At 54.2% G+C, this 21,809-nt stretch carries 23 protein-coding genes; 7 read left to right on the forward strand and 16 right to left on the reverse strand.

Translation table 11 applies throughout. The annotated features are described in order from the left end of the window. Positions 1-211 precede the first annotated feature (211 nt). Positions 212-2,350, forward strand: a complete 2,139-nt coding sequence (gene nrdD / locus OGY35_RS00505; protein ID WP_286631148.1) for an anaerobic ribonucleoside-triphosphate reductase — start codon at positions 212-214, stop codon at positions 2,348-2,350. A gap of 121 nt (positions 2,351-2,471) precedes the next feature. Beyond that, the gene (nrdG, locus tag OGY35_RS00510) at positions 2,472-2,936 is read left to right on the forward strand and encodes an anaerobic ribonucleoside-triphosphate reductase-activating protein (RefSeq protein ID WP_286631149.1); all 465 of its coding nucleotides are present in this window, start codon (positions 2,472-2,474) and stop codon (positions 2,934-2,936) included. Positions 2,937-2,944: 8 nt separating this feature from the next. Here the strand turns inward: nrdG and OGY35_RS00515 are convergent, their stop codons facing one another. The 11 genes from OGY35_RS00515 to OGY35_RS00565 form a co-directional block, all read right to left on the reverse strand. Further along, on the reverse strand, positions 2,945-3,229 hold the full coding sequence (locus OGY35_RS00515) for a type II toxin-antitoxin system RelE family toxin (protein WP_286631150.1): 285 nt from the start codon (positions 3,227-3,229) through the stop codon (positions 2,945-2,947). After that, on the reverse strand, positions 3,219-3,461 hold the full coding sequence (locus OGY35_RS00520; RefSeq protein WP_152401767.1) for a type II toxin-antitoxin system RelB/DinJ family antitoxin: 243 nt from the start codon (positions 3,459-3,461) through the stop codon (positions 3,219-3,221). The genes OGY35_RS00515 and OGY35_RS00520 overlap by 11 nt, the downstream gene beginning before the upstream one ends. Positions 3,462-3,538: 77 nt before the next feature. Then, positions 3,539-5,449 carry a BglG family transcription antiterminator gene (locus OGY35_RS00525; RefSeq protein WP_152401764.1) on the reverse strand — a complete coding sequence of 637 codons (1,911 nt, stop codon included), beginning with the start codon at positions 5,447-5,449 and terminating at the stop codon, positions 3,539-3,541. Positions 5,450-5,467: 18 nt separating this feature from the next. Next, a complete protein-coding gene (gene dagF, locus OGY35_RS00530) occupies positions 5,468-6,208 on the reverse strand; it encodes a 2-dehydro-3-deoxy-phosphogluconate aldolase (protein ID WP_286631151.1) in 741 nt (246 codons plus the stop codon). Next, the gene (locus tag OGY35_RS00535) at positions 6,205-7,323 is read right to left on the reverse strand and encodes a DgaE family pyridoxal phosphate-dependent ammonia lyase (protein ID WP_152401760.1); all 1,119 of its coding nucleotides are present in this window, start codon (positions 7,321-7,323) and stop codon (positions 6,205-6,207) included. The genes dagF and OGY35_RS00535 overlap by 4 nt, the downstream gene beginning before the upstream one ends. Beyond that, positions 7,307-8,440 (reverse strand): amidohydrolase/deacetylase family metallohydrolase, encoded by a 1,134-nt coding sequence (locus OGY35_RS00540; RefSeq protein WP_152401757.1) that lies wholly within the window; start codon positions 8,438-8,440, stop codon positions 7,307-7,309. Before OGY35_RS00540 ends, OGY35_RS00535 begins: the two co-directional genes overlap by 17 nt. 43 nt (positions 8,441-8,483) lie before the next feature. After that, positions 8,484-9,128, reverse strand: coding sequence for a DUF4310 family protein (locus OGY35_RS00545; protein WP_042321639.1), 645 nt, complete (start codon positions 9,126-9,128; stop codon positions 8,484-8,486). Positions 9,129-9,139: 11 nt separating this feature from the next. Next, entirely contained in the window at positions 9,140-9,916 is a 777-nt protein-coding gene (locus OGY35_RS00550; RefSeq protein WP_042321636.1) for a DUF4311 domain-containing protein, read from the reverse strand. A 22-nt stretch (positions 9,917-9,938) separates the two neighbouring features. Further along, on the reverse strand, positions 9,939-10,238 hold the full coding sequence (locus OGY35_RS00555; protein WP_046495547.1) for a DUF4312 family protein: 300 nt from the start codon (positions 10,236-10,238) through the stop codon (positions 9,939-9,941). A 2-nt stretch (positions 10,239-10,240) separates the two neighbouring features. Next, positions 10,241-10,603, reverse strand: coding sequence for an SFCGS family glycine-rich protein (locus OGY35_RS00560; RefSeq protein WP_178826701.1), 363 nt, complete (start codon positions 10,601-10,603; stop codon positions 10,241-10,243). Between the two features lie 11 nt (positions 10,604-10,614). Continuing rightward, positions 10,615-10,953 carry a glycine dehydrogenase gene (locus tag OGY35_RS00565; protein WP_162200254.1) on the reverse strand — a complete coding sequence of 113 codons (339 nt, stop codon included), beginning with the start codon at positions 10,951-10,953 and terminating at the stop codon, positions 10,615-10,617. 373 nt (positions 10,954-11,326) lie between these two features. Here OGY35_RS00565 and OGY35_RS00570 point away from each other — a divergent pair, with 373 nt between their 5' ends. Next, entirely contained in the window at positions 11,327-11,845 is a 519-nt protein-coding gene (locus OGY35_RS00570; protein ID WP_152401755.1) for a ClbS/DfsB family four-helix bundle protein, read from the forward strand. 156 nt (positions 11,846-12,001) lie between these two features. Here the strand turns inward: OGY35_RS00570 and OGY35_RS00575 are convergent, their stop codons facing one another. Continuing rightward, positions 12,002-12,919, reverse strand: a complete 918-nt coding sequence (locus tag OGY35_RS00575) for a LysR family transcriptional regulator (protein WP_152401753.1) — start codon at positions 12,917-12,919, stop codon at positions 12,002-12,004. A 210-nt stretch (positions 12,920-13,129) separates the two neighbouring features. Between OGY35_RS00575 and OGY35_RS00580 the strand changes: the two genes are divergently transcribed. Further along, complete coding sequence (locus OGY35_RS00580; RefSeq protein WP_286631152.1) at positions 13,130-14,329, forward strand: MFS transporter; 1,200 nt, start codon at positions 13,130-13,132, stop codon at positions 14,327-14,329. Between the two features lie 5 nt (positions 14,330-14,334). After that, positions 14,335-15,363 (forward strand): alpha/beta hydrolase, encoded by a 1,029-nt coding sequence (locus OGY35_RS00585; protein ID WP_286631153.1) that lies wholly within the window; start codon positions 14,335-14,337, stop codon positions 15,361-15,363. A 118-nt stretch (positions 15,364-15,481) separates the two neighbouring features. On the opposite strand, the gene cybC is transcribed toward OGY35_RS00585, so the two are convergent. Together cybC and pmbA are read right to left on the reverse strand one after the other, a co-directional pair. Further along, positions 15,482-15,871, reverse strand: a complete 390-nt coding sequence (gene cybC / locus OGY35_RS00590; protein WP_152401749.1) for a cytochrome b562 — start codon at positions 15,869-15,871, stop codon at positions 15,482-15,484. Positions 15,872-15,924: 53 nt separating this feature from the next. After that, a complete protein-coding gene (pmbA, locus tag OGY35_RS00595) occupies positions 15,925-17,277 on the reverse strand; it encodes a metalloprotease PmbA (protein ID WP_152401747.1) in 1,353 nt (450 codons plus the stop codon). A gap of 93 nt (positions 17,278-17,370) precedes the next feature. Here pmbA and yjgA point away from each other — a divergent pair, with 93 nt between their 5' ends. Then, positions 17,371-17,922, forward strand: coding sequence for a ribosome biogenesis factor YjgA (yjgA, locus tag OGY35_RS00600; RefSeq protein ID WP_286631154.1), 552 nt, complete (start codon positions 17,371-17,373; stop codon positions 17,920-17,922). Positions 17,923-18,019: 97 nt separating this feature from the next. On the opposite strand, the gene mpl is transcribed toward yjgA, so the two are convergent. After that, complete coding sequence (mpl, locus tag OGY35_RS00605) at positions 18,020-19,399, reverse strand: UDP-N-acetylmuramate:L-alanyl-gamma-D-glutamyl-meso-diaminopimelate ligase (RefSeq protein WP_152401743.1); 1,380 nt, start codon at positions 19,397-19,399, stop codon at positions 18,020-18,022. Between the two features lie 175 nt (positions 19,400-19,574). Here mpl and fbp point away from each other — a divergent pair, with 175 nt between their 5' ends. Next, positions 19,575-20,573 (forward strand): class 1 fructose-bisphosphatase, encoded by a 999-nt coding sequence (fbp, locus tag OGY35_RS00610; RefSeq protein ID WP_042321606.1) that lies wholly within the window; start codon positions 19,575-19,577, stop codon positions 20,571-20,573. A gap of 92 nt (positions 20,574-20,665) precedes the next feature. Here the strand turns inward: fbp and OGY35_RS00615 are convergent, their stop codons facing one another. Beyond that, complete coding sequence (locus OGY35_RS00615; RefSeq protein ID WP_152401741.1) at positions 20,666-21,778, reverse strand: methyl-accepting chemotaxis protein; 1,113 nt, start codon at positions 21,776-21,778, stop codon at positions 20,666-20,668. Between the last annotated feature and the right edge of the window lie 31 nt (positions 21,779-21,809).

Genomic DNA, 21,809 nt, shown 5'->3' on the forward strand with positions numbered 1-21,809 from the left:
ATCACTATATATAGAACTTAAAATGCAATCCACCCCAACATGTTGTATTAATCAACTACATTTACAACAACGATGATGTCCACAGTCAGGGTGACATTGTGGATAACATGGGACTGGACTGCGGGAAGTGATTGGATAGAGAGATGAATAACCATATCAATGCTTCCCGAGCCTCTGTGGATAACCTGTTCTTACAAATTATGGAGTGATCATGACACCGCATGTGATGAAACGAGATGGCTGTAAAGTGCCGTTTAAATCAGAGCGCATCAAAGAAGCCATTCTGCGTGCAGCTAAAGCAGCGGGAGTCGATGACGCAGATTACTGCGCCACCGTCGCAGAAGTCGTAAGCAGCCAGATGGACGCGCGTAGCCAGGTCGATATTAATGAGATCCAGACTGCGGTTGAGAACCAACTGATGTCGGGTCCTTACAAGCAACTCGCGCGCGCCTACATTGAATACCGTCATGACCGTGATATTCAGCGTGAAAAACGCGGTCGCCTGAACCAGGAAATTCGCGGCCTGGTGGAGCAAACTAACTCCGCGTTGCTCAATGAGAACGCCAACAAAGACAGCAAAGTCATTCCGACCCAGCGCGACCTGCTGGCCGGTATCGTGGCCAAACACTACGCTCGTCAGCACTTGCTGCCGCGTGATGTCGTGCAGGCGCACGAGCGCGGTGACATTCACTATCACGATCTCGATTATTCCCCATTCTTCCCGATGTTTAACTGCATGCTGATCGATCTGAAAGGGATGCTAACGCAGGGCTTTAAGATGGGTAATGCGGAGATCGAGCCGCCAAAATCGATCTCTACCGCCACCGCCGTGACCGCGCAAATCATCGCGCAGGTCGCCAGCCATATTTACGGCGGCACCACCATTAACCGCATTGATGAAGTGCTGGCGCCGTTCGTGACCGCCAGCTTCAAAAAGCACCGTAAAACGGCGGAAGAGTGGCAAATTCCGGATGCCGACGGCTATGCGCATTCCCGTACCGAGAAAGAGTGCTACGACGCATTCCAGTCTCTGGAGTATGAGGTCAATACGCTGCATACCGCCAACGGCCAGACGCCGTTCGTCACCTTTGGTTTCGGTCTGGGTACCAGTTGGGAATCGCGCCTGATTCAGCAATCCATTCTGCGTAACCGTATCGCTGGCCTGGGCAAAAATCGCAAAACCGCCGTGTTCCCGAAACTGGTGTTTGCGATTCGTGACGGCCTGAACCACAAATTTGGCGATCCAAACTACGACATCAAACAACTGGCGCTGGAGTGTGCCAGCAAGCGCATGTATCCGGACATCCTGAACTACGATCAGGTCGTGAAAGTCACCGGTTCGTTCAAAACCCCGATGGGCTGCCGCAGCTTCCTCGGCGTGTGGGAAAACGAACAGGGCGAACAGGTTCACGATGGGCGTAATAACCTCGGCGTGATCAGCCTTAACCTGCCGCGTATCGCACTGGAAGCGGGCGGTGATGAGCCGACGTTCTGGAAGTTGCTGGACGATCGTCTGATACTGGCGCGTAAAGCGCTGATGACCCGAATCGCCCGTCTGGAAGGCGTCAAAGCCCGCGTCGCACCGATCCTGTATATGGAAGGGGCCTGCGGCGTACGTCTGAAAGCCGATGATGACATTGCGGAAATCTTTAAAAACGGTCGCGCGTCAATTTCGCTAGGCTACATCGGTATCCACGAAACCATCAACGCCCTGTTTGGCGATACGCATCTGTATGACAGCGAAGTACTGCGCGCGAAAGCGGTCGCCATTGTTGAGCATCTGCGTCAGGCCGTGGATCAGTGGAAAGAAGAGACGGGTTACGGCTTCAGCCTGTACAGCACGCCGAGTGAAAACCTGTGTGACCGTTTCTGCCGTCTGGATACCGCCGAGTTCGGCGTTGTGCCGGGCGTCACTGATAAAGGCTACTACACCAACAGTTTCCACCTCGACGTAGAGAAGAAGGTAAATCCGTACGACAAAATCGATTTCGAAGCGCCTTATCCGCCGCTGGCGAGCGGTGGCTTCATTTGCTACGGCGAGTACCCGAACATCCAGCACAACCTGAAAGCGCTGGAAGACGTCTGGGACTACAGCTATCAGCATGTGCCGTATTACGGCACCAATACGCCAATCGATGAATGCTATGAGTGTGGCTTTACCGGCGAGTTCGAGTGCACCAGTAAAGGCTTCACCTGTCCGAAGTGCGGTAACCACGATGCCGCACGCGTGTCGGTTACCCGCCGCGTATGTGGTTATTTAGGCAGCCCGGACGCACGCCCATTTAACGCCGGTAAACAGGAAGAAGTGAAACGTCGCGTTAAGCATTTAGGGAATGGGCAGATCGGTTAATTTCCGTTTGCAAAGGCCGTAGGCCTGATAAGACGCAATCGCGTCGCCATCAGGCATCACAATGTTGCCGGATGGCGGTGCAAGCACCTTATCCGGCCTACATTCTTTCTGGACATCCTCTATGCAATATCATCAATATTATCCTGTCGACATCGTTAACGGCCCCGGAACTCGCTGCACCCTGTTTGTTTCAGGGTGCGTGCACGAATGTCCTGGCTGCTACAACAAAAGCACCTGGCGACTGAATTCAGGCCAGCCGTTCACGAAAGAAATGGAAGACCAGATCATTAACGATCTGAACGATACGCGGATCCACCGCCAGGGGGTCTCCCTTTCCGGCGGCGATCCGCTTCATCCGCAGAACGTACCGGATATTCTGAAACTGGTGCAACGCATTCGCGCTGAATGCGCGGGCAAAGATATCTGGGTGTGGACCGGCTATAAGCTGGATGAACTCAATGCCGCGCAAATGCAGGTTGTGGATCTCATCAATGTGCTGGTCGACGGTAAGTATGTGCAGGATCTGAAAGACCCGGCGCTGATCTGGCGCGGCAGCAGCAACCAGGTTGTGCACCATTTGCGGTAACATCCCCGTCAAAGCCGTTTGTCAGCGTCCTGATAAACGGCCGATTTTTCCCGCTTACCGATCGCAATCACCAATACCAGAATCTGTGCGTCCTTCACCTGATAAACCAGCCTGAAACCCGACGCCTTGAGTTTTATCTTGTAGCAATCAGGAAAGTCATGAAGCCGGGCGGAGGAGAGCCGCGGAGGTGAAAGCACCTCAGCCAGTTTCTTCCTGAACTGGTTTTTCACCGTTTCACCCAACTTTTGCCATTCCTTCAGCGCCCGCGGATCAAACGCCAGTTCATAGCGCATCCAGTCTGACCTTAATGGCCTCTTGCGGATCGGCCAGTCGCTCCCTGACAGTACGCAATAACGCTTCTTCGCTATCACTGACAGTGAGTGTCTTTACCGGCATGCGTCCATTTTCAGCCACATACTGAAACAGCAGTCTTACCGCTTCCGTAGGCGTAATATTGAGTTTTTCCAGCACGGCATACGCCTCGTTTTTGAGTTTGTCATCCAGACGGACGTTCAATGTGGCCATTATGCCTCCAGAGAAAAAAGAAATGTAATGCATTATAGCATTACATCTGCATTACATTCATATCTGGATAATGGCTCTCAAAAACGACTCACGCACTCCATCGCCACCGCTTTAAACTCGGCGAAGTTCTGGCTGCTGCACAGTCGCGTCATGGCGCGCTCGCGCAGGAACGTGACGAAGATATCGTAGATAGCCATTGCCTCTTCGTACTCGCTTTTGCTGATGGCGAGTAAAAAGATCACGTGCGCGGTCTCGTCACCCCAGGCGATGCCCTGTGGGGCGAGCACCGTATAGACCACCGTTTTTTTCGCCAGCAGTCCGAGGGCGTGTGGCAGCGCAATACTGTCACCAAGCATCGTGCTGACGATCGCCTCACGCTCAACGACCGAGTCGAGGAATTCCGCATCGACAAATCCTTCACTCTGCAACCGATCGCACAAGGTTTTAAACAGCGTCTGCTGGTCCATCTCACCGTCGATAATACAAAAATGCGCGGCATCGAAGTATTTGTTCAGCATCCACGGACGGGTTCTGTCCACCAGCACCAACTTACCGATCTGTTCCAGTTGATAGTCAGTAGGGAACGGGGCGATCTGCACGACCGGTTTGTCTTTCTCACCGATCCGCGCCGTGGCGATCACAAAGTCCTCCGCGATGCTCTCGCGCTGTTCGTAATCGCGCAGCGTCAGCGTATGCACAATTTCAATCTGCGGATATTTGCGTGCCAGTACCGCTTCAATCATGCGCACCATCGCATTTCCCGCGTCACAAACCAGCAGGACTTTTGGCTGGCGTTGGTAACCGATGTTGTAACTACGTTCAAGCCCAACGCCGATGTGCAACACCAGAAAGCCGATCTCGTTTTCGCTGATGGCGTAAGGGGTGTATTTGCCCCAACTGGAAACCGCCGCCAGGGTCATATCCCACGCCATTGGATAGTGCTGCTTGATGTTTTCCAGTAGCGGATTCGGGATCATTATCTGATAGCGCACCCGTGTGATCATCGTTTTGATGTGAGTGAGTAAATCCGCGTGAAGCTGTTTATCATTCAACAGGTTATAGTTGTACTGGCTGTTGATAAACCGCAGGATGTAATTGACCAGCGCTTCTTCATCGTCGGCATTGATCGCGCTGGGGGCAATTTCCTGCACCTGCCGCGCCGCGATATGCACCTTCAGCCAGTTCTCTTCCGATACCGAGAGCGGATGATTTGCCAGATGCTGCACCACAGCGGCAATCTCACGCGCCGCCAGGCATACGTTCTCTTCCACCTCTTCGGTGGTGAACTCCGACAGCGGATACCCTTCGCTGATGCGGCGTACCGCGACCGCGCAGTACAGGCGCAAAAACAGTTCGCCTTCGTCGGTAAGGCGAATATGGAAGCGGTTGAAGATCTCCTCAAGGAGAGGTTGAAGCTGCGACGGCACACCGGCATACAGCGCCTCTTCGGTCACCAGCGGATTAGCAGGATCCTGCTGCGCCAGCGTCCAGAGAAGATCGGTCAGGCAGGCGCGGATCGCCATCTCGCTGCCGAACAGTTTCATGCCATGGCGAGGGCGGGTTTCCAGCGTCAGATGATAGCGTTGCAGCCATTCACGTACTTCCGCCATGTCATTTTGTAACGTCGCCCGGCTGACAAACCATTCATCAGCTAAATCTTCGAGTTTGAGAGAAAAAGCGGATGTCAGAAAGCGCACCATCAGATAGTGCACGCGTTCCTGACTGGTTCGCGGAATTCGCAGCGCGCTGGGCTGCTGCGATTGCAGGGACTGATAGCTTGCCGGGTCATCGATCCTGAGCTGATAACCGTTGCCCCGGCTGAGGATAAACTGCGCGCCATGCTGAGTCAGCAGGGCGTTAAGCGCAGTAATATCGGCACGAACAGTACGTGTGGAAACCGACAACCGCTGCGCCAGCTCATCCTGTGGCAGCGTCTCGTTTTGCAACATAGTAAACAGTTGCGCCAAACGTTGGTTGGGGAATCGCACATCACTCTCCTCGTTATTTTAACCTACACACGTCCGGGTCAGCGCAAGCAGCTGGCGCACATCGTCCGGACGGGTGTTCCCACTTACCTTATCAATAATAGAACTATAAATGTGAGGAATGATTTTGCTTACGCCAGCGTCGAGGGCGATTTGCAAAATCTCAGCGTAGTTTTCCAGATCGATGCCACCGGTCGGTTCCAGCCAGAAATCATGACGCGCACAGGCCTCTGCCACCGCTTTATATTCGTCACGGCATTTCAGCCCCCCCATCGGGAAGTATTTGATCGAGCTCCCCCCCATATCTTTCAGCAATGCGATAGCCGTTTCGACCGGGACAATGCCGTCTGCCGCTTTGCTGCTCAGAGGCCCGGTGGAAATTTTCACCAGACCTGGCGTGCCGGTTGGCGATACCAGACCGTTAACCACCGTCTCACTCTGCCCGAGCAGGGCGCGGCTGGTTGCCACGCCGGTGAACACCTGGTTGACGTGCTGCGGCTGAACCTGGCGGGAGATTTCACTGACCATCGCCGACTGGTTCGGATCGCCCGCCCCCAGCCCGACAGACAGCGCGTTGTTGATAAGCTTCGCGTAGTCGCGCATATCCGCCACCGCGCTTTCGACATCCGGGTAATTTTTGGAGAGCACGCCGACCAGCACATGACCTTCCGCCGCATCGTAAATATCTCGAGCGTTCTCTTTCGAGCCAGCCAATACGTTCAGGCAGACGCGATCGCGGTAAAAGTTCGGGGTCAGTTTCATGCTTGTTTCTCCTGATTAATTACGTCGCCAATACGGCGCGCCACAATATCCAGTTGTGCGCGGTCTACGCTGCGCACATCCGCTTCAATAATCCCTTCGTTGGCTTTGTAGCCACGGAAGTAAATCGCGTATTCGCCCTGCTTGAGCGCTTCCACCAGTTCGCCCGTCGCGATGCCGGTAACGGCTTCATCGAACTTAATTTCTGCACGGGCGATATCCCGTCCGGCGCTATCCCAAACCACGCGAGCGGTCACCCCGTTGAGTGCATTGAGTGCGTCAATAAACGGCGTCATTTTTTCAACCATCTCCGCGCCGCTCTCTTTCTGAGCATGCAGATAGAGTTCAATGGCGCAGGTCAGACCGAGAATGCCCTCTTTGCCGACCTTCATCGCCCGGCCAATGCCCGCTGTCTGGCGTTTCACCCACTCGACGTACTGCGTTTTACCGATGACCAGTCCGCTGGTTGGCCCTTCAATGGCCTTCGCACCGCTGTAGATCACCAGATCCGCGCCGGAACGGTAGTAGCACTGCAGATCTTCTTCCGCCGCCGCATCGACAATCAGCGGCAGATTATGTTTACGCGCCACCACGACGGCCTGCTCAACGCTGAGCATACTTTTCTGCACGCAGTGGTGGGATTTGATGTACAGGATCGCCGCCGTACGCGGGGTGATCGCCGCGGCCAGCTGTGCGGCAGAGCACTCATTGGCATAACCCGCTTCCACCAGCTTGCCGCCGCCCAGCGCCACCATCGTGCCGACCGGCGCGCCAAAGTTGACGTTATGACCTCTCGGCAGCACGATTTCGTTATTTTCAATCGGCGTGACGTGCAGGTTTTCCAACAGCCAGTCGCTGTCCTGAACCAGCACGGCAGCCACCGACTGGGCGATACCCGCCGACGCACAGGAGACCACCGTCGCTCCCTCTACATCCAGCAGCTTCGCGATGTATTCCCCGGTTTTATTCACCAGATCTTTCATTTCAAAGTACTGGTTCATGCCGGCCATCGCCGCTTCCACCACTTCCGGGCGCGGCGTGGAAACGCCCAGCGCCGTCATACGTCCGGAGGTATTAATCACCTGCTTTAAATGGTATTTCTCAAAAATCGAAGGCATGTTCCGCGCTCCCTTGTTCGGTCATATAGCCCTTGCCCGCACGTATTGCGGCAAGCGGCACCAGCAGCTTCTCAGCCTGTAAGCTGTCATTTTCGGCATCCATCAGCACGGTTGGCTGATGCTTCAGCGTAAAGAGGGTTAAGTCAGCGTCCAGACCAGGCTGGAGGCGACCTTTAGATTTCAGGCGCAAGCCGTCAGCGGCATTGGCCGTCACGCAGTCGATGACCTGCGGCAGCGACATTCCGATGGCGAGGAATTTCGACATCACATTCGCCAGTGAATACACCGGGCCGCTGATACGGTTGCGGCAATAGATATCAGAGCTGATGGTCTGCGGCAGAATGCCCAAGCTGATGGCGCGTTTCGCCACCGCGAAACTCAGGCTGGCCGTGCCGTGCCCTACATCCAGACGCACGCCGCGCTGAATCGCCCGGGTGACCGACGCGCGCAGTTCGCCTTCCGGCGTCAGGATACGATTGGGTTTTCCGTTGTAGCAGTGGGTGATGATATCGCCCGCCGTCAGGCGCTCCGCAATCTCATCCAGATCCGGCGGGTTATTGCCGATGTGAACCATCAGGGGCAAATCACCGTTCTCTTGCTGCATCGCTTTGGCGCGATCCAGCGGTGTAATACCATTTTCACCCACCACGCTGCTGCTCATTCGCGCCTTCAGGCCAACGATAAAATCGGGGTAACGTTTTACCGCCTGCTTCACCGCGTCGGCGTCGATGTTGGCCATATTCGCCAGCTCGTTTTGCGCAATCAGTCCGACACGGGAGATGTTCAGTAGTGCATAGACTTCCGTCGCGGCTTCGCGCGTCAGGGTATAAAAATCATCAATATCGTCGGCTCCGGTGCTGCCCGCATCCACAACGGTTGTCACGCCGGTGGCAATGCCTACGCTGTCCGGTTCGTCGTGATAAATCGGGGAGTTTGGATAGCAGTGGACGTGGGAATCAATCCATCCGGCGCTGACGTAACACTCGCCGTTGAGCTCAACGGTTTTCACCGCCGGGTCATTTATCTCACCTAACGCGGCGATTTTGCCGTCCTTCAGGGCGATGTCACAGACCGTATCGTCAACCAGACGCGCACGGCGCAGGAGTAAATCAAACATGTCTCTCTCCTGTTAGTGCGGGCGTTTTCACGCCCGCCGAGGGTTAGCTAATCGCAATCGGGAAGATTGAACCTAAAATCATTGCGCCAAGGATCGCGCCGCCGGTGATCGGTTTCTGCCAGATGTAAAACAGCAGTGCGCCGACCAAAGAACCCACGCCGATAGGGATCGACGCCGTCATCGCGCTGAGGATGATCAGTGGACCGAGGAAACGACCCGAGGCGTTACCGGCCCCCATCATCACGTCCGCCCCGTAGGTCGAATCGCTCTGATTGATGGTGAACTTACGCGCCAGAATGATGACGTAACCGATCGCCAGACCAATCGCCAGCCCCGTAGCCAGAGAAGCGATAAAGTTCTCAACCGGGAACATAATGCCCGCGCCCAGCAGCAGCGCCGGAACCCCCAGACCCACACCGGTCTGAATCGCGCCGCCGATATCCAGAATCCCCACCAGAGAACCTTCGATGATGCGGGCGAACAGGAAGCTGGCACCAAATGCCGCCACCGCGCCGTACGATCCGGTATCAATTCCCGCTTTCAGCATGGCCACGAAAGCCACTTCGTTGAACGCGCCAATCCCGTACAGGTAGTACATGTGCGTCCCGGCAAATACGCCGGAGGAGAGCAGGCCAACGAAGATCGGGAAAGACCAGTCGGCAAACCAAAAACCTTTATTCTGTTCCATTGTGGCCTCCGTTATTTGCCGCTAAGCGAGTTGTGGATCAGTTCGAGCCAGTTCGGCACGGTCATGTGGAAGGATTCGATCATCTTCATGTCGAAGCCACGGAAGAAGCCGCTCAGGACGAACAGCAGAACAATCGCCGCCATCATCACTTTGGTCACATGGTTCCAGCCGCTCTCTTCAACGCCTTTACCGATCAGGATGCCCAGTACCAGACCCGGAACGGCGTTACCCATGATCAACTGCGCCGCGCCGCCGAAAACGGTTGCCCAGAAGCCCGATTTCTTACCGGCATCGATTGCCGCCAGCCAGAAGATCACTGGCATCACGGTGTTGACCAGCAGGTTTGCCGCAGGAACCAGTACCTTAACGGCGGTCACCTGCAACGCTTCCGGTACGGAAGAGGCCGTGAGGTTCAGGAAGGTCACGACGATCATGCCGATGATGCCGCAGGCAATCGCCATCTTTTTCGGGTCATGCAGCGTTTCACCGACGTTGCGGTTTTTGATCATCAGCGCTGCCGCGCCCCAGTTAGGAATAATGCGGTGATCCACGTCCTGTGTGAACGAGCCCGCCGCAACGGATGAGGCCCAGGCGTTGAAGAAAAAGCCCAGGCCAAACGAGAAGTGAGAAGCCGGATCCCCTTCACAGGAGTTCAGTTCCCCCAGAGTTCGAAACGCACCCATCCCCTGTGTGGTAGGCGCATGAAACATGCGTGCAGCCCCGGCCCCCACACCCACGCCGACGAGGGCACCGATGATGAGCGATTTTATTAAAATTATCAGGAACATAATTATGCCTTCTTAACAAGAATCAGCGTTGCGAGACAAAATCCACCTTGTCCAGATTGATGGCTGTCACGTTGACGGTCACATCCAGCTCCACGCTGTAAGTGCGTCGTTCCCGGCGCAGAAAGAAGAACAAAAACGCTTCTTTGCGCACCGCTTCACGCGCTTGAACAACCTGCACATCCTGTGGCTCAATACGCAGTAAAATATGCGGCGATGCCTTCATGACCGCGGCCTGAACGTGGTTCAGGGCATCGGCAAAGGCGCGCGTTTTGGCTTCGCCTTTACCGGTGACTCTCACCGTTGTGGTGAATTGTTCTTTCATACTTAGGTGCCGTATTTTTTCTGCCACGCCTGAACCAGACGCTCGCCAAGCTCTTCTTTATCCATAAAGCCGAACCCCAGCACGTTGCAGCCTTCGTTAATCGCCGTTACGCCTTCATCCACAGAGCGCATCCCGTATTTAGCCTTGTAGCCGTATTTGTTCTGTGCGGTGATAGCGCCCGCGCCGCCGCTGCCGCAAAAGGAGATGCCGAACGTGGCGTTTTCCGCTTTCATCACGTCCCCCAGTTTCATATCCGCGGCGACACCCGGTACCACCACCGCACGGCCACCGGCTTTCTCGACGCCTGCTGCCACTTTCTGGCCTTTCCCCAGACGATCGCCAATCACGACTGTAATCTGTTCCATGTTGTTGCTCCTTAAAGGTTGTCTTTCGCGACTTCAAAGTGGACGGACAGCAGCCAGGCCTCTTCCTCGGGAAGATTGCCAAACGCTGCGACCACGTCGCGGGCAAGCGCCATTGAATCGGCTGAAATTTCATCAAACAAACTGGCTTCCACTTCCGGCAAAGGCTCTCCGGTCACCGACCGGTGCGCCATGGCGCGAACGTGAGACGTCAGCATTTGTTCCTGTACGGCGTTGGGAATGATGTGATGTTCACGCAGCAAGGCATACACTTGCGCCAGCATGCGATCGGCCAGTTCACCAATCTGCGCCACCTGGTCCCCCATGTCGTTCATTACTGCTCCGTTATTCACTCGTCTTACCCCGTTAATGGCTCTGAGTTAAAACTAGCGGTGGGGGTCAAAAGTTTGTAGCGAGTTGTTTTCCACTTCGAAGTGGAAAGGCGAGTGGCAATAGTGATCTGTTCCACAAAAAAGGGGGTTTTGATGATTTATCGCTGGGAAAGTGTGATTTTATTCACAGATATCGAGGGTGTTTCGTGGCGACGCCAGCAGAGAAGAAAGTCTGAAACTGTGAGCAGAGTGCGCTTTTGAGCCGTATTATCGAAAAGAGTTATGACGAATCCTTGCAAGACATGACGCAAGGAGAGAGAAAATAACGGCCCGATGTTAAAACACCACACCGTTTCATCATGGTGTCATTTTCTTAAATGAGAAGGAATTCCTTATGAGCGTGCCTCAAACAAAAGCTGAATTACTTTTAGCCATTGATAAAAATTTCAGTAAATTAATCGGTTATCTTAATTCAATCCCGAACGAAATGACTTCCGATGATTCAATGGATGGGCACGCCAAAGGGACGGAGATGAGCGTTCGTGACCTTGTTTCGTATCTACTTGGATGGAATTCTCTGGTTGTAAAGTGGATCACTTTTGATGCGAAAGGTCAGCCGGTCGATTTTCCGGAAACAGGTTATAAATGGAACCAGCTTGGCCTCCTTGCTCAAAAATTTTACAAGGATTACAGTGCGTTAAGCTATGATTCCCTGATCGCTGAATTGCAGGCTGTAAAAAATGAAATTGTGCGGCTTATTAATGAACGTACTGATGATGTTTTATACGGTAAACCGTGGTACACAAAATGGACGATGGGGCGAATGATCTCATTTAACACCTCTTCGCCTTACGCCAATGCGAATGGAAGATTAAGAAAGTGGGCGAAAAATAAAAATATCAGTTTAAAGTAATCATCAAAGTGAAATTATAAATCCGGCCCCCTTCTTATTCGACGCTGCCAGGTCTACATGTCGCAGGTAGCGTCGAACCACAAGCGGACAGATTAGGGCATAAAAATATATTGCTGCCATCCGGATTATATCAATGCGACAGGCTGGTTTCCTGAATCACTTTTTCTTCTCTACGGATGGACGCTTACGGTTAACGCGCAGAGCATCTATCACCAGTGAAAACGCGGGAGAGACTTGTTTGCGGCTGGGGTAATACAAATAGTACCCAGGAAAAGGCTTACACCACGGTTCAAGCACACGGATTAATCGACCTTTCTCAATATGTTCACCGAACTCTTCCTCCGGTAAAAAAGCGATTCCCATCCCCTCCAGAGCAGCATAGACAATGTGTTCTGACGTGTTGAACGTCACTTGCCCGCTCACCCGCACGTTCAAGTCGCCGCCGTCCTGATCAAAATCCCAGACATACAGCCCACCCGATCTCACCATTCTCTGATTTATACAGCAGTGTTGCGTCAGTTCATGGGGGGTTTGTGGAATGGGATAACGCGAAAAATAATCCGGCGAGGCTGCGGCCGCCATACGGAGTTCTGGTCCAATCGGTATGGCTATCATGTCTTTATCAATCGTGTCGCCCAGCCGCACTCCGGCGTCGAAACGGTCGGCGACAATATCGCGAAAACCGTGATTGGCGTCGAACTCAATATGAATATCAGGGTATTCACGCAACAGTGGCGTCAGTTTAGGTAACAGTGTGGTACGCAAAACGTTCGGCCCACAGGTGATTCGTACCGTACCGGCGGGTTTGTCTCGCAGCTCAGTGAGCATATCCAGTTCGGCTTCAATCTCATCAATGCGGTTGCCGATGGACTGCAACAACCGTTCTCCGGCAGCGGTGGGGGACACGCTGCGGGTGGTGCGGGTGAGAAGTCGAATTTGCAGGCGATTCTCAAGAGCGGAAATCGCCTGGCTGAGAGCCGGTTGTGTGACACCAAGATGTGCCGCCGCGCGGGTAAAACTTCCTTCGCGGGCAACGGTGACAAAATAAAGCAGGTCATTGAGATTGCGTTTCATCTGTCAGGCTTTTCCGATTAATAAGCTAATCTTATAAGCCTATTAAGCATTCATTAGCTAGTCAACCTACGCCTGCCGTGTAAAACTTTTCGCAAGAGATCATCGTGAACTGCATGTTTATTTATGCACTTTTTGTCGTTATTCCCATGAATAACGTCCGGCCCCGGCTTGCCTGAATTTCGGAGGGGCAATATTCAGAGGTTGCCGTTAATGCCCACACTCACCCGCGAAACAACACCTTTTAAAGAACGCGCCTACTGGAGCGGCGTATTTGCGATGACGTTGTGCGTCTTTGTACTTATCGCATCGGAGTTTATGCCAGTCAGCCTGCTGACTCCCATCGCCACTGATTTAGGGGTGAGTGAAGGATTGGCCGGACAGGGAGTTGCCATTTCCGGCGCGCTGGCAGTGTTGACCAGCTTGTCGCTTTCCACACTGGCCAGGGATCTGAATCGAAAATATCTGCTGCTCGGCATGACGGCGCTAATGGCGTTATCGGCAACAATTGTCGCGCTGGCCTCCAGCTACCTGATTTATATGGCGGGTCGCGCCTTGATTGGCATTGCGATTGGCGGGTTCTGGTCGATGTCTGCGGCCACAGCGCTTCGCCTGGTGCCACAACACATGGTTTCTCGCGCATTAGCTATTTTCAACGGCGGAAACGCCCTGGCAACCGTCGTCGCGGCGCCACTCGGTAGTTATCTTGGTGCCGTGATTGGCTGGCGTGGCGCTTTCTTCTGCCTTGTTCCGGTCGCTATCGTGGCCTTCATCTGGCAGTGCTTTAGCTTGCCCACGATGACGGTCGACAAAAACACACGCGCCGACGGTTCTGTTATTCGTCTGATCTCACGTCCCGTTGTGGCAGTTGGCCTCTTTGCCTGTGGGCTGTTCTTCATGGGGCAGTTCTCGTTATTCACCTACGTTCGCCCGTTTCTTGAAACCGTCACCCAAGTGGATATACGCGCCTTGTCCCTGATTTTACTGACTATTGGCGTAGCGGGCTTCATTGGCACGTTGATAATTAGCACCTTTTTAAGAGCGAGCCTGTACTCGACGCTTGCCGCTATCCCTTTACTGATGGCGGCTATCACCGCAGTGCTGATACTGACGGGCCACAACATTTGGATGGTTGCGCCACTACTGGGGTTATGGGGGCTGATCGCAACAGCAGCGCCAACAGGCTGGTGGACCTGGATAGCACACACGTTGCCGGATGATGCCGAGGCAGGCGGCGGACTGATGGTCGCAGTGATCCAGCTTTCTATCGCCCTGGGTTCAACGCTAGGCGGCCTGGCATTTGATTACACCGGCTGGCAAAGCACTTTTGCTCTGAGCGGTGGGCTGCTACTCGCCGCCACAGGAATGACCATTCTGACATCACGTAAAACACACCACGACACGAGAGGATGAAACTCATGAAAAATATGACCCTGGCGCTGGGGCTGTTAATCAGCTCATTCGCCGCCACCGCGGCAGATATGTCAAAAGGCGCGGACAACTTCTATAAAAGCGATAACGTTACCCAGCAAAAGGTCACGTTTAAGAATCAGTACCAGATGAACGTCGTGGGAAATTTGTTTATTCCAAAGACGCTGAATCAGAATGCGAAAAACCCGGCCATTGTCGTCGGACATCCGATGGGCGCGGTCAAAGAGCAAGGCTCGAATCTGTATGCGCAAAAACTGGCAGAGCAGGGTTTTGTGACGCTGGCGATCGATCTCTCTTTTTGGGGGGAAAGTGAAGGAAAGCCGGGGCATCTGGTTTCACCGGAAATTTATGCAGATGACTTCAGCGCGGCGGTCGATTACCTCAGTACCCAGCCGTATGTTGACCCAGAGAACATCGGCGTACTGGGTATCTGTGGCAGCGGGAGCTTTGCAATCAGTGCAGCCAAAATCGATCCACGTATGAAGGCGATTGCCACTGTCAGCATGTACGACATGGGCTCGGCGTTCCGTCATGGTCTGAATCATTCCCAGACGCCAGAACAGCGTCAGGCCTTTATTAAATCAGCTATCGAGCAGCGATTTGCTGAATTTAAAGGCGCAGAGAAGGCGTATATCCCGGGGACCGTTAACAAGCTGGATGACTCAACGCCGGCCATTCAGCGTGAGTTCTTTGATTTCTACCGTACCGAGCGAGGCGGCTACACCCCGCAGGGTGAGAAAGAAGAACTGACCACCAAACCGCTGTTAAGCAGCATTGGTAAATTTATGAATTTCTATCCATTCAACGATATAGAAACGATTTCACCGCGCCCCATGCTGTTTATTACCGGGGACCAGGCGCATTCGAAAGAGTTCAGCGAAGATGCCTGGAAACGTGCGGCTCAACCGAAGGAGCTGTATGTCGTTCCCGGGGCTGGTCATGTCGATTTGTATGACCGTACTGACCTGATTCCGTTCGAAAAGCTGACATCGTTCTTCAAAACGAATCTGAAGTAATGATTAAGGCCGCCCTTGTAAAGAGGGCGGCCTGGTTCAGGAGAGTCAGGTTGAAAAGACCGTTATTTTTATTATTTCCCCTGAAGCCCCGGCTGAAGGCATCAGGGGAGAAACGCCATTAACGATACTTCTTGTGGTAGGCGTTGCGGGTGGTTTTGAACTCTTCCGCGGCGGCCTGCGCTTCTTTGACCTTCCCTTCCTTCGCCAGCTTCAACGCACCGTCGATCTGACCGACCAGGACGTCAAAACCATGACGAAAATCTTTCATTTCCGGACTGTCGGAGGCTTTGCTTTCCAGCTTTGGCGGCGTCGCTTTTTGGGCATCAAGCGCGGCAGCGCGCATTTTGGTTAACGCCTCTGTCACCTGTGTTGCGTTATCCGCTTTTTCGACCACCTTCAGGTTATCGTTAAGCGTTTCCATATTGTCTTCGAGTTCGGCGGCAAACGCCGTTGCCGAACTCAATACCAGAGTGGAGACCGCCAGCATCGCCAGTAGTTTTTTACGCATTGCTCACTTCCTCTTTTTTATTGTTTTGGCGCGGCAGGTCGCGCCATCCGGGATTATTGTCCGGCGATTTTCATCTCCGGCAACAGAACTGAACCACACTGTATATTGCTACGTGTTTCAATATCGTTACCGATGGTAACAATATTGCGCCACATCTCTTTTAAGTTTCCGGCGATGGTGATTTCGCTTACAGGGTATTGAATTTCCCCGTTTTCGACCCAGAAACCGGCTGCGCCACGGGAGTAATCCCCGGTGATGCCGCTCACGCCCTGGCCCATCAGTTCGGTGACCACCAGTCCGGTACCCATCTCTTTGAGCATCTGCTCAAAGCTCAGCCCCTGCCCGGCAATGCGCCAGTTATGAATGCCGCCTGCATGACCGGTGCTTTTCAGCCCCAGCTTACGGGCAGAGTAGTTGGTTAGCAGCCACTGGGTCAGCACACCGTCTTTCACAATGTCACGACGTTGCGTACGTACACCTTCGCTGTCGAACGGTGAGGAAGCCAGTCCTTTTAACAGGTGCGGATGCTCTTCAATGGTCAGCCATTCAGGCAGAATTTGTTTTCCCAGCGAATCCAGCAGGAAAGTGGATTTGCGATACACCGAGCCCCCTGCAATCGCGCCAACCAGGTGACCAAACAGCCCGGTCGCCACTTCGTTGGCAAAAATTACCGGTGCTTTCATCGTCGAGAGTTTACGCGGTGACAGGCGGGATAACGTGCGGCGAGCACAGTCTGCGCCAACCCATTCCGGCGTTTGCAGATCGCCCAACGCCCGACCAATCGTGTAGGCGTAATCGCGCTCCATATCGCCGTTTTCTTCGGCAATCACGCAGCTGGAAAGTGAATGGCGGGTGGAGCAATAGCCCTGCAACATGCCGTGGCTGTTGCCGAACACTTTAATGCCATAGTGGCTGTTAAAGCTGCCGCCTTCCGTATTGGTGATACGTTTATCGGCCTGCAAAGAAGCCTGTTCGGCACGCGCCGCCAGTTCGATGGCTTCATCCGGAGAAACCTCTGCCGGGTGGAACAGATCCAGATCCGGTGCGTCAAAAGCCAGCAACTCTTTGTCGGCCACACCTGCGCAAGGGTCCGGCGAGGTGTAGCGCGCGATGTCCAGCGCCGCCTGGACGGTACGGGCAATCGCCTGCGGGCTTAAATCAGTCGATGAGGCACTGCCTTTGCGGTTCTGATGGTAGACGGTAATTCCCAACGCGCCATCGCTATTGAATTCGACATTCTCCACTTCACCATAACGGGTGCTGACACTGATGCCGGTCGTCTTGCTTACGGCGACTTCCGCCCCGTCCGATTTGCCTGAGGCTAACTCCAGCGCTGTCGAGACCGCTTCTTCCAGAATCTTACGCTGCGCTTCAACTTGTGAGATTACTTTCATCGCAAATGCCATAATGTAGAGAGTTTCTCTGAAGTCTAACAGAGAACCGTTTTTCAGTGCGCATCTTAACTGGTAACATTAGCCTCTTTTTTTAAGGAGCCTGACATGACTAAGCAGCCCGAAGACTGGCTCGACGACGTTCCCGGTGATGACATCGAAGACGAAGACGATGAAATTATCTGGGTCAGTAAAAGTGAAATTAAACGCGACGCCGAGGAGCTCAAACGCCTGGGCGCGGAACTGGTGGATCTGGGGAAAAACGCGCTGGACAAAATCCCGCTTGATGCGGACCTGCGTGCCGCCATTGAGCTGGCCCAGCGGATCAAAATGGAAGGTCGCCGCCGCCAGTTGCAGTTGATTGGTAAAATGCTGCGCCTGCGTGAGGTTGATCCTATTCGCCAGGCGCTGGACAAGCTGAAAAACCGCCACAACCAGCAGGTGGTGTTGTTTCACAAGCTTGAGCATCTGCGCGATCGTCTGATTGACGAAGGGGATGACGCGGTAGAGGAAGTGCTGAACCTGTGGCCAAACGCCGACCGCCAGCAGCTTCGCTCGCTGATCCGCAACGCGAAGAAAGAGAAAGAAGGGAATAAGCCGCCGAAATCCGCGCGTCAGATCTTCCAGTATTTGCGCGAACTGGCGGAAAACGAAGCGTAATGTAACCCGGCGTGAATGCCGGATGGCGACGCGAAACGTCTTATCCGGCCTACAAGCACGTAGGCCCGGTAAGCGTCAGCGCCACCGGGCCTTTTTATTACTCTTCGGCTTGCGCTTCGGCTTTTTTCGCCAGGCCATCCAACAGTTTTTGGTGAATACCACCAAACCCGCCGTTACTCATCACCAGAATGTGATCGCCAGGTTGCGCCGTTTTCACGATCATCTCTGCCAGCGTATCCACATCACCACTCCAGTGAGCAGGCTGGATGCAGGCTTCCGCCACTTCCGCCACCTGCCACGGGATATGCGGCGGCTGCAGCAGATACACTTCATCCGCACGGCCTAATGACGGTGCCAGATCGTCTTTGGACAGCCCCATCTTCATGGTGTTAGAACGCGGCTCCAGTACGGCGATAATGCGTGCCGTGCCGCCTACTTTGCCGCGCAGCGCCGCAAGCGTTGCCAGAATCGCCGTCGGGTGATGCGCGAAATCATCATAGACCGTGACGCCGTTCGCTTCGCCGCGCAGTTCAAGACGGCGACGGGCGTTGATGAACGATCCCAGCGCATTGGCCGCATCGCCCGGCTGCACGCCAACGTGACGGGCCGCAGCAATGGCCATCAGGCCGTTGTGCATGTTGTGTTCGCCAACCAGCGACCACTTCACTTCGCCGACCTTCTCGCCGTCCAGCCACACTTCCCATTCCGAGGCATCAACATTCAGCTTTTTCGCCTGCCAGTGACCCTGCTCGCCCACCAGTTCCTGTTCGCTCCAGCACCCCATCGCCATCGTCTGCTTCAGATTGATGTCGTGTTCCGGATAGATGATCCGCCCCTGACCCGGCACGATGCGGACCAGGTGGTGGAACTGCTTCTGGATCGCTTTCAGATCGTCAAAGATATCCGCATGATCAAACTCAAGGTTGTTGAGGATCAGCGTACGCGGGCAGTAATGTACGAATTTGGAGCGTTTATCGAAGAAGGCGCAGTCGTACTCATCCGCTTCAATCACGAAGAAGTCGCTTTCGCCCAGACGCGCAGAAACGTCAAAATTCCCCGGCACACCGCCAATCACAAAACCTGGCTTATAACCGCAGACGTCAAGAATCCAGGTCGCCATGCCCGCGGTGGTGGTTTTACCGTGCGTTCCCGCAACGGCCAGCACCCAACGATCGCGCAGCACAAAGTCATGCAGCCACTGCGGACCGGACATAAACGGAATGTTTTTTTCCAGCACCGCCTCAACGCACGGATTTCCACGGGTCATGGCATTGCCAATGATCACCAGGTCCGGTTGCGGGTCAAGCTGACTGGGGTCATAACCCTGAATCAGGGAGATCCCCTGGTTCTCAAGTAAGGTACTCATCGGCGGATACACATTGGCGTCCGAACCCGTTACTTCATGACCGAGCGAGCGCGCCAGCATCGCCAGACCGCCCATGAACGTGCCACAAATTCCCAAAATATGAATGCGCATACGTCACTATCCTAATTTAACCCAGGGGGCATTTTACGCATATGTCAGGCAAGTGAGAAACGCATTTCAGGATAATCCGTAGTTTGCTGGCGCGATTCACCTGAGCGCAGCCACTGAAATATTTGTTAAGATTGTTACGGTCGCTTTACTCCATATTAATTGCAGGGAAAGTGTTATGAAAACGTTAGGTGAATTTATTGTCGAGAAGCAGCACGAGTTCTCTCATGCTACAGGTGAGCTCACTGCGTTGTTGTCGGCAATAAAGCTGGGCGCCAAGATCATCCACCGCGATATCAACAAGGCCGGTCTGGTCGATATCCTGGGTGCCAGCGGTGCTGAGAACGTACAGGGCGAGGTTCAGCAGAAACTCGACCTGTTCGCGAACGAAAAACTGAAAGCTGCACTCAAGGCGCGTGATATCGTCGCGGGTATTGCCTCTGAAGAAGAAGATGAAATCGTCGTTTTCGAAGGCTGTGAACACGCGAAATACGTGGTGCTGATGGATCCGCTGGATGGATCGTCCAACATCGATGTTAACGTCTCTGTCGGGACCATTTTCTCTATCTACCGCCGCGTGACACCTGTTGGCACGCCGGTCACTGAAGAAGATTTCCTGCAACCGGGCAACAAACAGGTTGCTGCGGGTTACGTGGTGTACGGCTCCTCCACGATGCTGGTTTACACCACCGGCTGCGGTGTCCACGCCTTTACCTACGATCCGTCGCTGGGCGTGTTCTGCCTGTGTCAGGAGCGCATGCGCTTCCCGGAGAAAGGCAACACTTACTCCATTAACGAAGGCAACTACATTAAATTCCCGAATGGTGTGAAGAAGTACATCAAGTTCTGCCAGGAAGAGGATAAATCCACGCAGCGCCCGTACACCTCGCGCTACATCGGCTCACTGGTTGCTGACTTCCACCGTAACCTGCTGAAAGGTGGAATTTATCTCTACCCAAGCACCGCCAGCCACCCGGAAGGAAAACTGCGTCTGCTGTACGAGTGCAACCCAATGGCATTCCTCGCAGAGCAAGCCGGCGGGAAAGCGAGCGACGGGAAAGAGCGAATTCTGGATATCACCCCGGAAAGCCTGCACCAGCGCCGTTCGTTCTTCGTTGGCAACAACCATATGGTTGAAGATGTGGAACGCTTTATCCGGGAGTTCCCGGACGCGTAAACCCCTTGCCGGATGGCGCTAGCGCTTATCCGGCCTACAATAGCTGCGTAGGCCGGATAAGACGTGTCAACGTCGTCATCCGGCATTTCACATCAGGCGGTCTGCAATTTAAACGACGCCATCGCTTCGATAAGCGCGTGCGACTGCTCTTCAAGCGATCGCGTTGCCGCGGAGGACTGTTGTACCAGGGCCGCATTCTGCTGCGCCGTTTCATCCATCTGGCTCACCGCGATATTCACCTGTTCGATACCGCGACTCTGCTCCTGCGACGCGCTGGCAATTTCCCGCATCAGTTTGGTCATCCGCATCACTTCGCTGGCAATCTCATCCATCGTTTCACCCGCCTGCATTGCCAGGTCGCTGCCCTCCCCCACCTGCGACTGCGAGTCGCCAATGAGCGTGCGGATCTCTTTCGCGGCCTCCGCGCTGCGGCTGGCCAGATTGCGCACTTCGCCTGCCACCACGGCAAAACCGCGTCCCTGCTCTCCCGCGCGCGCCGCTTCAACCGAGGCGTTCAGCGCCAGAATATTGGTCTGGAACGCAATCCCGTCGATCACGCCAAGAATATCGGCAATACGGTTAGAACTACCGGAAATATCGCGCATTTTTTCAATGACATAACACACCATTTCACTGCCGCGATCGGCGGTATCAGAAACTGATTTCGCCAGTTGATGCGCCTGATCGGCGTTTTCCGCATTCTGTTTCACCGTCGCGGTGAGCTCCTCCATGCTGGCGGCGGTTTGTTCCAGCGAGGTCGCGGTCGATTCGGTGCGTGTCGCCAGATGAATATTACCCGCCGTCAGTTCGCGACTGCCGGTGTCTATCTGCGAACTGGCATCGCGGACGCGTTTGACGGACTCGCTCAGCGCCACGCGCATCCCTTCGAGCGCAGCCTGCAGGCGATTAAACTCGGCGCTGGCATAGCGGCTTTCCGCCGCCGATAAATCCCCTGTCGCCAGGCGTTCGAGTTGTTCAACGACATTATCGAGCGGTTTCAGGAGCTTATTGCGCAATAACAGCCAAACCACCGCCAGCAGAGCGATGGCCGTCAGCGTCGTCGCCGTCATCACCCCGTAATAGACCCATGAGGTAATAATACGCGTGGAGGCGTAAATCCCCATGCCGCCTGTTAGCAGTAGTAACAGGGTAATAAGCGACAATAAAACCAACAGGGTATTTCGTAGGGAGAGGGATTTTGGCATCGTTATTTTCCGGTTGTAAGATATACAGAAA

The sequence above is a fragment of the Citrobacter sp. Ct235 genome (genome assembly GCF_030332305.1).
GTDB classification, from domain to species: domain Bacteria; phylum Pseudomonadota; class Gammaproteobacteria; order Enterobacterales; family Enterobacteriaceae; genus Citrobacter_A; species Citrobacter_A telavivensis.